The organism is Isoptericola sp. NPDC055063, assembly GCF_053608125.1.
This window is the reverse complement of the sequence record NZ_JBSGUW010000001.1, coordinates 234,702-249,021: the sequence shown is the minus strand read 5'-3', so window position 1 is coordinate 249,021 and position 14,320 is coordinate 234,702. Positions and strand designations below refer to the sequence as shown.

The following is a 14,320-nucleotide window of genomic DNA, read 5'->3' as shown; positions in this document are numbered from 1 at the left end:
CTTTTTGGAGAGGTGCGAGGGTGTTGCTCCTTGGGGGGGGGGGGCCCTTCAATGCTTCCCTTTTCCCCCCCCCCCCCACGCCCCCCCCCCCCCCCGCTACGTCACCGGGTCCGGGTCATCGCCTCGCCCACGGGCCCCGCGACCTCCGGCAGTGCGAGGTATCCCGCCCACTCGCCGTCCTCGAGCCGCACCGCCGCGGAGTGGTAGCCGGGCGCGCGGTTGTCCACCCGCCGGACGTCGATCATGGGTGACCCCGCGGGCAGCGGGAAGGCGGCGGGCGTGAGGTCGCGCAGCGCGAGGAGGTCGCGCGAGTCGCGGGCGCTGACCCACCGGCCCACGCGGGCCGGGAACGTCAACGGCGCGCGGGCCTGCATGGCCTCGCGGATCGCGCGGATGCCGAGCGGCGAGCCCGGCGTGAGCAGCAGCGGCACGTCCGGCCCGTCCGTCCGGGCGGCGAGCACCGAGTACGCGACCACGCTGCCCAGCGAGTGCGCGACGACGACGGCGGGCTCGTCGCCGGCCAGCGCGGCGGCGAGCCCGTCGTCGATCACCCGGCGCACGTGGTCGTCGTGCAGGTAGGCGTACACGTCGCGGGTCAGGGTGAGCAGGACGGCGGCGCTGACGCCGGGCACGAACCGGTCCACCAGCCCCAGCGTCGCGACCACGGCCTCCGCCAGCGCGTCGCCGACCACCCCCTCGGCCAGGACCGGCGCCGGCGCGTCCTCGGGCGCGCCGCCTGCGGCGAGCACCTCGCGCGCGACGTCGAGCACGAACCGCAGTTCGCCCTCTGACAGCCCAGGTAGGCCGGGGACGCCCGCGCGCAGCGCATGGACCGTGACGGGAGGAGACGCCGCGCCGCCGACCAGCGCCGCGAGCGTGTCGCCGTAGTACACGAACGACGACGCGGCGTCGGTGGGCCGGAACGACGACCCCGCGGCGTCGAGCCCCGCGCGCATCGCCCCCAGCCACTGGGCCTCGAGCGTGTCGGGGTCGTGTCCGGCGAGGTCACGGCCGTGGACGAGCACCAGTCGGGTCACGCAGCGACGGTACCGACCGACACGTCCGCGGTGGGGCGGCACGCCGCGACCTGCACCGCGTCGTGCGACGCTGGGCGCATGGCGAACACGGGGAACAACGAGGACGTCGCGGCCCTGGTCGCCGAGGTCGAGCAGCAGGAGCGCGAGCTGGTGCTGACGCGCTTCACGCACGACGACGCGTGGCAGCTCGGCTGCCTGATCGTCGAGCTCGCCACGGAGCGCGGCCTGCCGGTGACGGTCGACGTGCGCAAGGGCCCGCAGCAGGTGTTCCACGCCGCGCGCGAGGGCACCACGCCGGACAACGACACGTGGGTGCAGCGCAAGGTGCGGGTGGTGGAGCGGTTCGGGGCGTCGTCGTTCCTCACGGGCCTGCGCGCCCGGGCGAAGGGCGACGACTTCAACGCCAAGCACGCGCTGCCGCTGCAGGAGTACGCCGCGCACGGCGGCGCGTTCCCCGTGCGGGTGGACGGCGTGGGGATCGTCGGCGTCGTCACCGTCTCGGGCCTGGCGCAGGCCGACGACCACGCGCTGGTCGTGGAGGCGTTGCGCGTGCTCGCCGCCGGCGGCGCCTGAGCGGGGGCGCGGTGAAGAACCCCGCTGGGGAGCGTCGGGTTGCAGGACGCGCCCCGAGCGAGGCCGAGGTGCTCCGTGTGGTGGACGCGCTCTGGGGCCAGGGGGTCAGCCCGGTCGTCTCGGAAGAGCAGATCACGTGGCTGCGCTGGGAGAACGAGCACCCGGCCGCGGTGTACCTGCTGCCGGAGGGGCCGTCCTACGACGTGTGGAACCTCAAGGAGAGCCTGCTGCGCGGTCTGTGCCGTGCCTCCTCCCTCGACCCGTACCAGGACGAGCTCGTGGAGCTCCTCCTCGGGGTGGTCCGCCGCCGTCAGGAGAGGTTGGACCACTACTACTCGCGGCTCGCCCTGCGGCTGGACCGCGTGTGCCTGCGGGCCGGCCTGGCGTCGTGCCTGGGTGCCGCGGACGAGGGGACACGGGTGAGGGCGGCCTGGCTGCTCGACGTCCTGGACCACCCCGACGTCCCCCCGACGCGTGCGCGGTGGCTAGCCTGGACCGCGGCGCACGGCCTGCCTCGTCGGCTCGACCGGGCCCACCACGCCGAGGACGACCGGGACCGCATCCACCTGCGGCGGCGTACGACGGTCTCACGGTAGCCGGCGTCTCGGCCCGCCGACGGGCGACGCTACGGTGGCCCCGTGTCCGCGCTGCTCCTGACGAACGCCCGCCTCGCGGGCCGCCCCGACCGGCCCGTCGACGTCCTGCTCGACGGCGGCCGCGTCGCCGCCGTGACCCCGGCGGGCACGCCCGCGCCGGTCGGTGTCTCGGCGCTCCCGGAGCGGGTGGACGTCGACGGCCGCACCGTCGTGCCGGGGCTGTGGGACGCGCACACCCACCTCACGCAGTGGGCGATGGTGCGCCAGCGCCTCGACGTGTCCGCGGCGACCGGCGCGGGCCACGCCGCCGCCCTCGTGCGCGACCGGCTCGACCGCGCCGCGCCGCCGCCGGACGGCCTGCCGCTGGTGGGCTACGGCTTCCGGTGGGCGACCTGGCCGGACGAGCCGACCGCCGCGGTGCTCGACGACGTCGCCGGCGAGGTTCCGGTGGTGCTGCTGTCCGGCGACCTGCACAGCGCGTGGGCGTCGACGGCGGGCCTGCGCTTCCTCGGCATCGCGTACCACCCCACGGGGCTGCTGCGCGAGGAGGAGTGGATGCCGGCCAGCCCGCGCATCGTCACCGTCGACGACGCGGTGTCCGACGCCCTGGTGGCGGAGGCCGCGCGGGCCGCCGCCGAGCGCGGCGTCGTCGGCGTCGTCGACTTCGAGGTGGCGGACAACCTCACCGCCTGGCGCCGCCGCGTGGCGGGCGGCTGGGACGGGCTGCGCGTGCGCGCGGGCGTGTGGGAGCAGCACCTGGACGCGGTGCTCGACGCCGGGCTGCGGGCCGGCGACGTCCTCGGCGAGCCGGAGGGCTCCGACCTCGTGACGCAGGGGCCGCTCAAGGTCATCAGCGACGGGTCCCTCAACACGCTCACCGCGTTCTGCTTCGACGCGTACGCGGGCGTCGGCGGCCCGGACGCCCACGGCATCCTCAACATCGCGACCGACCAGCTCGCGCCCCTCATGGCCCGCGCGCACGCGGCCGGCCTGCGCTGCGCGATCCACGCCATCGGCGACCACGCGAACTCCCTGGCACTGGACGCGTTCGAGGCGTCCGGTGCGCGCGGCTCGGTGGAGCACGCCCAGCTGCTGCGCCCCGCCGACGTCGCTCGGTTCGCCGCGCTCGGCGTCACCGCGAGCGTGCAGCCCGAGCACGCCATGGACGACCGCGACGTCGCCGAGGAGCTGTGGCCCGGCCGCACCGCCCGCGCGTTCCCGCTCGCCGAGCTGCGGGCGGCGGGGGTGCGGCTCGCCCTCGGCTCCGACGCGCCCGTCGCACCGCTCGACCCGTGGACGGCGCTCGCCGCCGCGGTCACGCGGTCCCGCGACGGCCGCGAGCCGTGGCACCCCGAGCAGCGGATCGACGCGCGGGCGGCTCTGGAGGCGTCCGTCGACGGGCGGCCGCTCGACCTGGCCGCCGGCACCCCCGCGGACCTCGCGATCCTCGACGGCGACCCGCTCGCCCTCGACGTCGGCCCCGACGACGACGCCCCCGCCCTGGCCGCCGCGCTGCGCGCCACCGTCGTTGCCGCCACCCTCGTCGCCGGCCGCTGGACACATCACGCGCTCTGACGACACGCACCCCGGGGACACCTGTCGAGCAAGCGATCTGCCGCGTCACACGGCCGGATGACGCGGCAGATCGCTTGCTCGAAGGATGGCTCGGTCAGGTGCGAGACTGCCGGGATGACGGAGGGCGACCGCGCGACCGGCGACGTCGAGGCGCGGCTGCGGGCGCGTCTGGCCGAGGTGGACGCCCGGCTCGCCGCGCAGCGTCGCACGGTGGCGGGGATCGTCGAGTCGGCCCGGGACGCGAACGTGGACGACGAGCACGATCCCGAGGGCGCGACCCTCGCCTGGGAGCGGCAGCAGGCGGCCGCGATCGCGACGGGCGCGGAGGCGGAGCGGCGTGAGCTGCTGGCGGCGCTCGACCGGGTCGCCGCCGGCACGTACGGCGTGTGCGAGGTGTGCGGGCGCCCCATCCCGGCCGCGCGGCTGGAGGCCCGGCCCGCCGCGACCCGCTGCGTCGACCACGCCCGCTGACTGCGGATCCGTCGTTCGACGCGGCACTTTGAGATCACGGCGGCAGTTCGGACTGCCGATCTGATCGCGAACTGCCGCGGTGACGGACTGCCTGGCAGCATGGCGGCGTGCGCGTGGAACCGGTGACCCCGGAGGGTGTGGTGGAGCACGTCGTGGCGCGCGTCCTGGAGCGTGCGGCCGACGGCGACCGACCCCTGCGGGTGCTCGTGGACGGGCACCCGTCCACACGGCCGGAGGCGCTGGCCGACGCGCTCGCCGAGCCGCTGCGCGCGGCGGGCCGGCCCGTGGCGCGCGTGCGGGTGCGCGACTTCCTGCGTCCCGCGTCGCTGCGCCTCGAGCGCGGGCGCCGCGACCCCGACGCCCTGCTCGAGGAGTGGATCGACGTCGGCGGGCTCAACCGCGAGGTCCTGGGGTCGGTCGTGCGACGCGGACGCTGGCTCCCGAGCCTGCGCGACCCGGTCAGCGACCGCGCGACGCGCGCCGCGTACGTCGACGCGGCGCCCGGCACCGTCGTCGTGCTCGACGGCTCGCTCGCGATGGGCCGCGGGCTGGACGTGGACCTCGTCGTGCACCTCGCGCTGCGGCCCGCGACCGAGACGCGGAACACCGCGCTCGACGACGCGTGGACGCTCGCGGCGTACGGGCGTTACCGCCGCGAAGCACAGCCCGAGCGGCGGGCCGACGTCGTCGTCCGGGTCGACCACCCCGACCGCCCGGCGCTCGTGCTGCCGGGCTGACCGCGCCGACCCTCGCCGACCCTCGCCGCACTCATGCTGATCAGGTGCGTGGCCGGGCGTCGAGCGTGAACGACGCCGCGACCTCGAGCACCCCGCCGGCCGGCACGACGGCGCGCAGGCGGACGACGCCGAGCGGGAGGCCGGTGGGGTTCGCGTCCGCGACCGCCGTCTCGACGGTGCCGCCGACCGGCACGGGCAGCGCGAGCTCCGGCGACCCGGCTGCGTCCCAGCGCAGCCGGACCACGCCGTCACCGACCACGCCGTCACCGACTACGCCGTCACCGGCCACGCCGTCGCCGGCCACGCCGCCGCCGACCACGCCGCCGCCGCGGGGCGCGGGAGGGACGCGGCGCACGTCCCGCAACCAGCGGTGGCCGAGGTCCGCGGCCTGGTCCTCGGCAGGGTCGTCGGCAGGGGCGTCGGCAGGGACGCCGGCGGGCACGGCGACGAGCTCGGCGGGGCGGGCGCCGTCCGCGAGCACCGCCCCGTCGCCGTGGAAGACCCACTCGACGACGGTGCCGGCGGCCGCGGTCACGGTGGTGACGTCGGACCAGCCGCCGGGCTCCAGAGCGAGCGCGCGCCGCACGGTGCCGGGCCCCCAGGACGCCTCGGCGACGAGCCGGCGGTCGTCGGCCTCGACGAGCTTTCCCTCCAGGTCGGGCTGGCGCAGCCCGTCGAGGATGACGAGGTCGTGCGCCACCGGGGAGCGCATCCAGTCGGTGATCTCGGCGCCGTACCCGCTGGTGCCGAGGTCGAGGCTCGACCAGCCGCCCGCGGTCCTGACGTCCACGGCGAGCTTGTCGTGGTGGTCGTGCCAGCCGGACGGCGGCCCGAACCGCAGCGCGAGCCGCACGTCGGCCGAGCGCAGCACGCCGATGCCGGCGTGCGGCCACACGAACGACCCGGGAGGGGCGGCGGGCACCGCGGCGACGTCGTCGGGCCCGTGGACGAGGGCGGCCACGGAGCCCCGGCCGGTCAGGGGCGCCGACGGGCCGTGGGTGTGCTGGTTCGCGAACCAGAGCTGCACGGGGGCGGTGCGGGGGTGGGCGTAGAACGGCGCGAGGGCGACGGGGTGCCCGGGCAGCAGAGCGGCCGCGGCCTCGGCCTGCTCGGCGAAGGTGCCGACGAAGCAGTCGGGCCAGCCGTCGGCGTAGGCGGGGATGCGGCCGTCGTCGTACGCGAGCTGCACCGGGGCGGACACGGCCCGGGCCAGGCGTGCGGCGGCCTCGTCGGACAGGCCCGCGGGACCGGCCGCCTCCAGGTACGAGAGCAGCGCCGCGACCGTGTAGTAGTGGTAGTGCGGGTTGATCTCGAACCACAGCCCCTCGGGGCCGAAGCCCTCGCGGACCTGCGCCTCCGCCCCGAACTCGCCGTCACGGCACTCGGCGAGCAGCGCGGCGTCCCCGGTGCGGGCGGCGCACTCGGCGAGCGCCGCCAGCAGCCAGCAGTGGATGTTGTGGATCATGCCGAGCTGCGGGCGCAGCAGCGCCGCGACCTCGCCCGCGAGCCGGGTGGCGGCCGCGTCGGCCTCCGGGCTCAGGGCGTCGCCGGCCCAGCGGGCGGCGCGCAGCAGCCCGATCGCCCAGATCGCCTCGTCGAGGTTCTGCGGCTGCACGCGACCGGTCCCGACGTTCACGCCGTGCGGCGCATACGACCCGTAATCGCGGGCGTAGCCGACCAGGAGACGGTCGAGTCCGCGGGCGGCGGACCGCGCCTCGGCCGGGTCGTCTGACAGGCGCGCGAGCAGCGCGGCCCGCTGCGCCTGTGCGGCCGCCATGCCGTGCATGCGGGTGCGCCACGCGCCGTCCCACGGCTCGCCGGCGTACTCCCGGCCGCACGACGTGCACCGGTGCCGTCCCGGGCTCGCGGGGTCGAACTGCAGCGGCGCGCCGTCGTCGCCGCAGAAGTAGTGGTGCGTCCACGCCGAGTCGGCGCCGGGCGGCGGCACCGCGAGGCGGTCGCGCCAGTGGTCGTGGTCCTCCCGGACGGCGTCCAGGACGGCCCGGGCCCACGGCGCCTCTTCCGCTCGTCGCCGCACCGCCGCCCAGTCGGGGACGACGGCGGTGCCGAGCGCGGTGCCCGTTCTGGCGGTCGTCGCGGTGGCTGTCCCGGTGGTCGTCGCGGTGGTCGTGGCGTCCGGCGTCGCGAGGTCCAGACGGAGCCGGACGGCGCGCCCGGGGGCGACGTCGCGCACGACGTACCGCAGCCACCAGGTGTCGTCCGCGGCCGGGTCGGCTGCGGGCGAGTCGTCCGCGGACCGGTCGGGCTCGACGGCGGCGAGCTCGACGACGGCGGGCTCGCCGGCGGTCACGACGACGTCCAGCCCGGGCACGCGCCAGCGGTCCGCGGCGAACGCGGCGGCCGTCGCGCCGGGCGCCCGGACCTGGAACGCGAGGTCGAGGTCCCCGCCGTCGTGCCGCGCGCAGGACAGGTGCAGGGTGGGCCCGTCGGCGCGCGCGTCCACGGCGAGATCGCTCACCAGCCGCGCCCAGCCGATGTCGTGCCCCGCCCCTTCCCCGCCCCCCTCCGCGCCGACACGCCAGTGGAGCGTGGCGGGGTGGAACTGGTCGCCCAGGTGCCCGCGCTCGCCGCCCACGTCCTGGCCGCCGACGAGGAGCCGGTCGCCCACCCACGACGTGGCGACGCGACGCGGGTCGCGCGCGACCACCTGCTCGACCTGGCGCTCGCCGCGGAAGCCCTCGAGGTGCGCCTGGGCGTCGTCCGGGACCTCGGCGCCGAGCACCGCGACGAGCGGCCCGAGGGCGAGGTCCCAGGCGTGCCGGAACGGCCGGTCGGTGGCGGGGAACGGCGCGGCGTCGCGGCCCGCGGCGGCCCACACCCACAGGCCGATCCCCGAGGCGTAGTGCCGCAGGTCCATGCCGTAGCTGCGGTCGTAGGGGCCGGCGAGGTTGCGCAGGCCCGCGTGGTAGTGCGCGGCGGTGTCCCGCCAGAGGGCGGCCTCCAGCTCGGCGCCCCCGGCGCGCAGCAGCGGCAGCCGTGCGTACCGCCGCCACAGCGCGAGCGCGACCAGGTCGATGCCGTAGTACGTGGGGGAGTTGTACTCGTCGAACGCCCCGTCGACGCGGAACCGGTCCAGCACCTGGCCCGCGAGCCCGACCGCGGGCGCCTCCCACGCCGGCTCGTCAAGCCGGGCCGCGGCGTCCTGCAGCAGGAACGCCGTCATGAGCGCGATGTTCGTGTAGCGCGCGTCGACGCCGCGCGCGAGCGTGCCCTCGACGGCGCGCCGCAGCGCCTCGTCGAGCCGCCGTCGGAGTCCGCCGTCGAGGGCGTCGGGGAACTCGGTCGCGAGGACCACGAGCGTCGTCCCGACGAACTCGCGCCAGTTCGGGTCGTAGTCGCGCCACGCGACCGAGCCGGGGCCGGGCTCCGGCTCGTGCGGGCTGCGCCGCCACGTGCCGTGGAAGGGGGAGCCCGGCGCGTCGAGCTGGTGGTCCAGCACCCGCCCGAGGGCGTGCCGGGCGCGGTCGAGGTCCGCCTCGGCGCCGTCCCGTGCGGGGGCGTCGCGCACGAGGAGGCCGAGGGCGTACCAGGTGGTCTCGCGCACCAGGTGGCCGGCGGGCGCGTGCTCGCCGCCCACCGGCTCGGGCGCGCGGAGCAGGCCGACGGCCGGGTCCCACCGGCCGTCCATCCAGTCCAGGGAGCGTGTCGTGAGGTCGCGGGCGTGCCGGGTCAGCCGGTCGGGTCGCATGGCCGATCACCTTAGGGACGCCGGCACCTCGTGGAAAGCGCCTGCCCGGCGGGTCGGCGCCTCGGGTCGGGGCCGGTGCCGCGGACCGGTGTGTCAGGACTGGTGCCTCAGGACCGGCAGAGGCAGAACGGGTGCCCGGCGGGGTCGGCGAACACCCGGAACGTGTCCTCGCCCCCGGGCAGGCGCTCGGCGCCGACCGCGAGCGCCGCCGCCTCCGCGTCGTCCAGCGTCCGGGGCCCCACGACGAGGTCGAGGTGCAGCTGCTGCGGGTGCGCCGGGTCGGGCCAGTGCGGGGGCCGGTAGCCCTCCACCTGCTGGAACAGCAGAGCCTTGGTGCCGCCGAGCATCGCCATGCCCTCGGCGTCGTACACCACCGGGTCGCCGAGGACGCCGGACCAGAACGCCGCGGCCGCGGAGGCGTCGGGGACGTCGAAGGTCACGCCCATGACGGTGAGCCCGTCGTTGTCGGCGGCGTGGCACAGGTCGAAGGGGTGCCCCGCCGGGTCGGCGAGGGTGGTCCACTCGGGGTTCTCCCGCAGCACCGTGGCGCCGAGCCCGACGGCGCGCTCCACGGCGGCGGCGACGTCGGGCACGCGCAGGTCGAGGTGCAGCTGCTGCGGGTGCTCCTGCCCGGGCCACTGAGGCGCCACCAGGTCGGGCGCGGGCTGGAACGCGAGCTTCCACCCGTCGGGGGTGTGCACGTCGATCCAGTCCCCGCCGTACCCCTCGGCCACCTTGCCGCCGGTCAGCTCGCGCCAGAACTCGGCCGCCGCCCGCGTGTCCGGGGTGTCGAACACCACGGCGTCCAGGGTCGCCACCTTCGTCGGCGTCGTCTCGTCGCTCATGCCGTCCACCCTCCCGCGACCCACCGACGCTCGCCGCGCGACGCCGTCGGGCCGGTGCGATCGTGGGTCGCATGGACCGGCAGCAGCCCACCGACCGGCGGGCGCGCGTCGTGACGACGGTGGTCGTCGCGGGCGTGGCGCTCCTGCTCCTCGGCGCGTGCGCCGCGGGACCGAACCCGGGCGTCGACACGTCGACGATCGGTGGGCAGGGCCCGTACGGGTTCTGGTGGGGCCTGTGGCAGGGCATGATCCTGCCGGTCACGTTCGTCGTGTCGCTGTTCACCGACTCGGTGTCGGTGTACGAGGTGCACAACAACGGCAACTGGTACGACGTCGGCTACGTCATCGGCATCTCGATGGTCTTCGGCGGCCCGCTCGGCGCGCGTCGCGCCCGGCACTGACCGCCCCGGGGCGCCGTCAGGCGGACACGGCGTGCTCGTGCGCGGCGCGGGCGATGTTGCGCTGCATCCCGCCGAACACGACGCCGTGGAACGGGCTGATGCCCCACCAGTAGAGCTGACCGGGCAGGCCGCGGGGCGAGAAGATCGCGCGCTGGCGGAACACGGGCCGGTCGTCGGGACCGTCCTCGACGGAGAGCTCCAGCCAGGCGAGGCCGGGCAGCCGCATCTCGGCCCGCAGGCGCAGCAGCCGTCCGGGCACCACCTTCTCCACGCGCCACCAGTCGAGCGCGTCCCCGGGCTCGAGCCGGTGCGGGTGTCGGCGCCCGCGCCGCAGGCCGGGCCCGCCGAACAGCCGGTCCAGCAGGCCCCGCGCCACCCAGCCGAGGCGCCACGAGTACCAGCCGTGCGCCCCGCCGATCCCCTCGATCACGGACCACAGCGACTCGGGCGTGGTGTCGACCTCGCGCGCCCGGTCGTCGACGAGCAGGCTGCCCCCGGCCCAGTCCGGATCGTCGGGGAGCGGGTCGGACGGCGCCCCCCGCGTCGACGCGGAGCTCCAGCTGGTGCGCACGTCCAGGTCGCGGATCCTGGCCAGCGCGAGGGCGACCGCGTCGTCGAAGCCGATCAGCCCGCCCGGGGGGTCGGGGACGTACGCGACGATGTCGTGGTCGCGCGCCACGACCTCGTGCACCAGCGACCCGACGAGGGGGCGGGCGATCGCCGGCGGCACCGGGGTGACGAGCCCGACCCACAGGCTCGCGAGCCGCGGCGTCAGCACGGGGACGGCGCCGATCACGCGCGGCCGCAGCCCGGCGACGGCGGCGTAGCGCTGCATCATGCGGCGGTAGGTGAGGACGTCGGGGCCGCCGATGTCGAACCCGCGGCTGACCTCGGCGGGGATCGACGCGGCCCCGACCAGGTAGCGCAGCACGTCGCGGACGGCGACGGGCTGGATGCGGTTGTCGATCCACCGCGGCGCGACCATCACCGGCAGCCGCTCGGTGAGGTAGCGCATCATCTCGAACGACGCGCTCCCGGAGCCCAGGATCACGGCGGCCCGCAGCACGACGGTGGGCACCTCGCCGGCGAGCAGGATCTCCTCGACCTCCCGGCGGGAGCGCAGGTGGGGCGACAGGTCGTCGGTGTCGGGGTACAGCCCGCCCAGGTAGACGACGCGGCGCAGCCCGGCCTCGGCGGCGGCGGACGCGAAGCCGGCGGCGGTGCGGCGGTCGGTGTCGGCGAACCCGGGCCCGGCTCCGAGGGCGTGGATGAGGTAGTACGCCACCTCCACGCCGTCCAGGGCGCGGCGCAGGTCGTCGCGGGAGCCGGCGTCGCCGGTCACGACGTCGACGGCGTCGGCCCACTCGCGGGCGGTGAGCCGATCGGGGTGCCGGGCGAGCACACGGACGCGGTACCCGGCGGCGAGGAGCTCGGGCACGAGGCGCCCGCCGATGTAGCCGGTCGCCCCCGTGACCAGGACGAGGGCGTCGGACGGCGGTCCGGACGGCATGTGCCCACCTGCCTCTCGTGCGTGTCGGGCCGGACGCGCGGACCCGGCCTTCGACAAGTTGCTAGCCAGGCTAGCAACATTCGGCGGGCGATCGCATCGTGGGGCGCAGGCGCGAGCCCGGCGGCGGCGTCGTGCTCGGCGCGGCGGTCGTGCTGCGGGTGCGCCCGGCCGGGGCCCCGCGCGACTGAGGAGAGGCGCCGCTCAGTCGGACGTCGCTCAGTCGGACGTCGCTCAGTCGGACGTCGCTCAGTCGGACGTCGCTCAGTCGGACGTCTCACCGACGACGGTGCCGGCCGCGTCGTCGGCCTCCGCCTCGGCCTCCGCCGCCATGGCGAGCAGGAACCCCCGGACGGCGGGGCGGCAGTGCGCGGGGACGGCCCGCGCGATCTCGAGCATGCGGTCGTGCACATGGGTGAGGCGCTCGCGCACCTCGGCGTGCGCCGCGGCGGAGGCGACGACGACCACCGACCGGCGGTCGGACGGGTGCGGGTGCCGCTCGAGGTGGCCCGACGCGACCAGCCGATCGAGCAGCTTGGTCGTGGAGGCGGTGGAGATCGCGAGGTACTCCGCGATCCCGCGCGGCGTGGCCGGGTCGCCCCGCTGCTGGCACGCGATGACGTGCTGGAGGGCGCGGAGGTCGGTGAGGTTCATGCCCATGTCGCGGCCGGCACGGCGCCGCATCGACTCGTCGGAGCGCCGGAAGGCGCGCAGGGCTTCGAGCAGGCGGCGCGGCTCCGCGTCCTGCGTCCCGTACCAGTACGACGAGCCGTCCCCGGGTGCCTCGGTCACGCGCCCATCATACGACTACCTCCTATGGCTAGTATCTTGCTAGGCTAGATATATTGCCGATCAGGAGGTGGACCGTGCCGCACCCGACCCCCGACGCCGTCGATCGCGTGGATGGCGTGGATGGCACCGTCGAGGGAGCCGTCGAGAGCCTGCTCGCCGCGGGCGACCGCCGCGGCGGCACCCTCCTGTGGGGCGCGCTGCGGGGGACGAGCCGCGGGGGCAAGCGGCTGCGGCCGCGGATCCTCCTGGAGGCCTACGACGCCCTCGCCGGTGCGGCGCCGCCCGAGCCGCGGGAGGTCGCGGTGCGTGTCGGCGCCGCCGTCGAGCTGCTCCACCACGCGTTCCTCGTGCACGACGACGTCATCGACGGCGCCGACACCCGCCGGGGCCGCCCGAACGTGGCCGGCACGCACGCCGCTCAGGCCCTCGAGTCCGGGGTGGACCCCGGGCATGCCCGCGACTACGGCGCGGCGGCCGGCATCCTCGCCGGCGACCTGGCGCTCGCCGCCGCCGTCCGGGCGGTCGCGCTGTGCGGGGCGGCGCCGGCGACCACCGAGCTCCTCCTCGACGTCCTGGACGAGGCCATGCACCTCACGGCGGACGGCGAGCTCGCGGACGTCCGCCTCAGCCTGGGCTCCTCCTGCGCCGACCTCGACGAGGTGCTGATCACGGCCGAGCGCAAGACGGCCGTGTACAGCTTCCAGCTCCCGCTGCGCGCGGCCGCGATCCTCGCGGGCCGCGAGGACCTCGACGACGGCGTCCGGCGCCTCGGGCGCGACCTGGGCGTCGCGTTCCAGCTCCGGGACGACCTCGACGGCGTGTTCGGCGATCCGGCGGAGACCGGCAAGAGCAACGCGTCCGACCTGCGCGAGGGCAAGTGCACCCCGCTCGTGGCGCTCGCGCGCGGGACGTGGGCGTGGGAGGAGTTGAGCACGGTGCTGGGCCACCCCGACGCGACGGAGCCCGAGCTGGACCGCGCGCGGGCGTTGCTCGAGGCCTGCGGCGCCCGCGCGGCCGTCGAGGCGCTGGCGAGAGCCCTCGAGCGCGACGCCGTCGGCCTCGGCGAGGACCTCGGCCTCGGTGCGCTCGCCGCCCGCGTGGCCGGACCCGTCCCCGACGACTCCCCGAGCGCGGCATGAGCGCCGTCCCGGCCGCCCCCCGGCCCGCCGCGACCGGCTGCGACCCCGTCCTCGCCGGCACTGCCGCGGGTCCGGCCGTTCCTGCCGTCCCCGCCGCCGACGCCCTGTACGACGCCGTCGCGGTGCGCAGCGCCGCCGTCGTCATCCGGGCGTACTCCTCGTCCTTCGGCTGGGCCTGCCGCCTGCTGGGCGACGCCGTGCGCGACCCGGTGCGGTCGGTGTACGCGCTGGTCCGCGTCGCCGACGAGATCGTCGACGACGTCCGCCCAGGCCTCGGCGCCGAGGCGCGCGCCGCGCTGCTCGACGACCTCGAGCGCGAGGTCGCCCGTGCGACGGCGTGCGGGCGCAGCAGCAACCTCGTGGTGCACGCGTTCGCGCGGACGGCGCGGCGGTACGGCATCGGCGACGACCTGGTGGCGCCGTTCTTCGCGTCGATGCGGGCAGACCTCACCGTCACCGCCCACGACGAGGCGAGCTTCGCCGCCTACGTGCACGGCTCGGCCGAGGTGGTGGGCCTGATGTGCCTGCGGGTGTTCGTCGCGGGGGACGACGCGGCCTACGACCGGTTGGCCCCGGGCGCGGCCCGGCTCGGGGCGGCGTTCCAGAAGGTCAACTTCCTGCGCGACCTGGCGGAGGATGTGGACGAGCGGGGCCGCTCCTACTTCCCGGGCCTCGACGTCGACGCCTTCGACGACGCCGCGCGGGACCGGCTGCTCGCCGACGTCGATGCCGACCTCGCGGCCGCGTCCGTCGCGATCGACAGGCTCCCTCGGACCTCGCGCCGAGCCGTGCGCGTCGCGCACGACCTGTTCGCGGAGCTGTCCCGCCGGCTCGGGGCCATGCCGGCCGCCACGATCCGGCGGGAGCGCGTACGGGTCCCCGGCCCGGTCAAGGCGAGGGTGGTGGCCGGGGTCCTCGTGAAGGACGTGCTGCGGTGA

General features: G+C 76.6%; 13 protein-coding genes. 8 read left to right on the top strand and 5 right to left on the bottom strand.

Translation table 11 applies throughout. The features are described 5' to 3' along the window. Positions 1-101: 101 nt before the first annotated feature. Positions 102-1,037: a hypothetical protein gene (locus tag ACWF41_RS01125; RefSeq protein ID WP_380346792.1), complete on the bottom strand. Its 936-nt coding sequence runs from the start codon at positions 1,035-1,037 to the stop codon at positions 102-104. Between the two features lie 78 nt (positions 1,038-1,115). Here ACWF41_RS01125 and ACWF41_RS01120 point away from each other — a divergent pair, with 78 nt between their 5' ends. The 5 genes from ACWF41_RS01120 to ACWF41_RS01100 all read left to right on the top strand — a co-directional run bounded on the left by ACWF41_RS01120 (position 1,116) and on the right by ACWF41_RS01100 (position 4,989). Further along, entirely contained in the window at positions 1,116-1,610 is a 495-nt protein-coding gene (locus ACWF41_RS01120) for a heme-degrading domain-containing protein (protein WP_380319254.1), read from the top strand. 77 nt (positions 1,611-1,687) lie between these two features. Further along, positions 1,688-2,206: a hypothetical protein gene (locus ACWF41_RS01115; protein ID WP_380319251.1), complete on the top strand. Its 519-nt coding sequence runs from the start codon at positions 1,688-1,690 to the stop codon at positions 2,204-2,206. A 42-nt stretch (positions 2,207-2,248) separates the two neighbouring features. Beyond that, a complete protein-coding gene (locus ACWF41_RS01110; RefSeq protein ID WP_380319248.1) occupies positions 2,249-3,781 on the top strand; it encodes an amidohydrolase in 1,533 nt (510 codons plus the stop codon). A gap of 114 nt (positions 3,782-3,895) precedes the next feature. Next, entirely contained in the window at positions 3,896-4,252 is a 357-nt protein-coding gene (locus ACWF41_RS01105; RefSeq protein ID WP_380319245.1) for a TraR/DksA family transcriptional regulator, read from the top strand. Between the two features lie 107 nt (positions 4,253-4,359). Continuing rightward, a complete protein-coding gene (locus ACWF41_RS01100) occupies positions 4,360-4,989 on the top strand; it encodes a nucleoside/nucleotide kinase family protein (RefSeq protein ID WP_380319242.1) in 630 nt (209 codons plus the stop codon). A gap of 40 nt (positions 4,990-5,029) precedes the next feature. On the opposite strand, the gene ACWF41_RS01095 is transcribed toward ACWF41_RS01100, so the two are convergent. Further along, on the bottom strand, positions 5,030-8,698 hold the full coding sequence (locus ACWF41_RS01095) for a hypothetical protein (RefSeq protein WP_380319239.1): 3,669 nt from the start codon (positions 8,696-8,698) through the stop codon (positions 5,030-5,032). 107 nt (positions 8,699-8,805) lie between these two features. Next, entirely contained in the window at positions 8,806-9,543 is a 738-nt protein-coding gene (locus ACWF41_RS01090; protein ID WP_380319236.1) for a VOC family protein, read from the bottom strand. Between the two features lie 71 nt (positions 9,544-9,614). On the opposite strand from ACWF41_RS01090, the gene ACWF41_RS01085 reads away from it, so the two are divergent. After that, positions 9,615-9,944 (top strand): hypothetical protein, encoded by a 330-nt coding sequence (locus ACWF41_RS01085; RefSeq protein ID WP_380319233.1) that lies wholly within the window; start codon positions 9,615-9,617, stop codon positions 9,942-9,944. Between the two features lie 16 nt (positions 9,945-9,960). Here the strand turns inward: ACWF41_RS01085 and ACWF41_RS01080 are convergent, their stop codons facing one another. Together ACWF41_RS01080 and ACWF41_RS01075 are read right to left on the bottom strand one after the other, a co-directional pair. Beyond that, positions 9,961-11,454: an SDR family oxidoreductase gene (locus ACWF41_RS01080; RefSeq protein ID WP_380319230.1), complete on the bottom strand. Its 1,494-nt coding sequence runs from the start codon at positions 11,452-11,454 to the stop codon at positions 9,961-9,963. A gap of 261 nt (positions 11,455-11,715) precedes the next feature. Next, the gene (locus ACWF41_RS01075; protein WP_380319227.1) at positions 11,716-12,243 is read right to left on the bottom strand and encodes a MarR family winged helix-turn-helix transcriptional regulator; all 528 of its coding nucleotides are present in this window, start codon (positions 12,241-12,243) and stop codon (positions 11,716-11,718) included. Between the two features lie 116 nt (positions 12,244-12,359). On the opposite strand from ACWF41_RS01075, the gene ACWF41_RS01070 reads away from it, so the two are divergent. Beyond that, positions 12,360-13,382 carry a polyprenyl synthetase family protein gene (locus ACWF41_RS01070; RefSeq protein ID WP_380319224.1) on the top strand — a complete coding sequence of 341 codons (1,023 nt, stop codon included), beginning with the start codon at positions 12,360-12,362 and terminating at the stop codon, positions 13,380-13,382. Beyond that, entirely contained in the window at positions 13,379-14,320 is a 942-nt protein-coding gene (locus ACWF41_RS01065) for a phytoene/squalene synthase family protein (RefSeq protein WP_380319221.1), read from the top strand. The genes ACWF41_RS01070 and ACWF41_RS01065 overlap by 4 nt, the downstream gene beginning before the upstream one ends.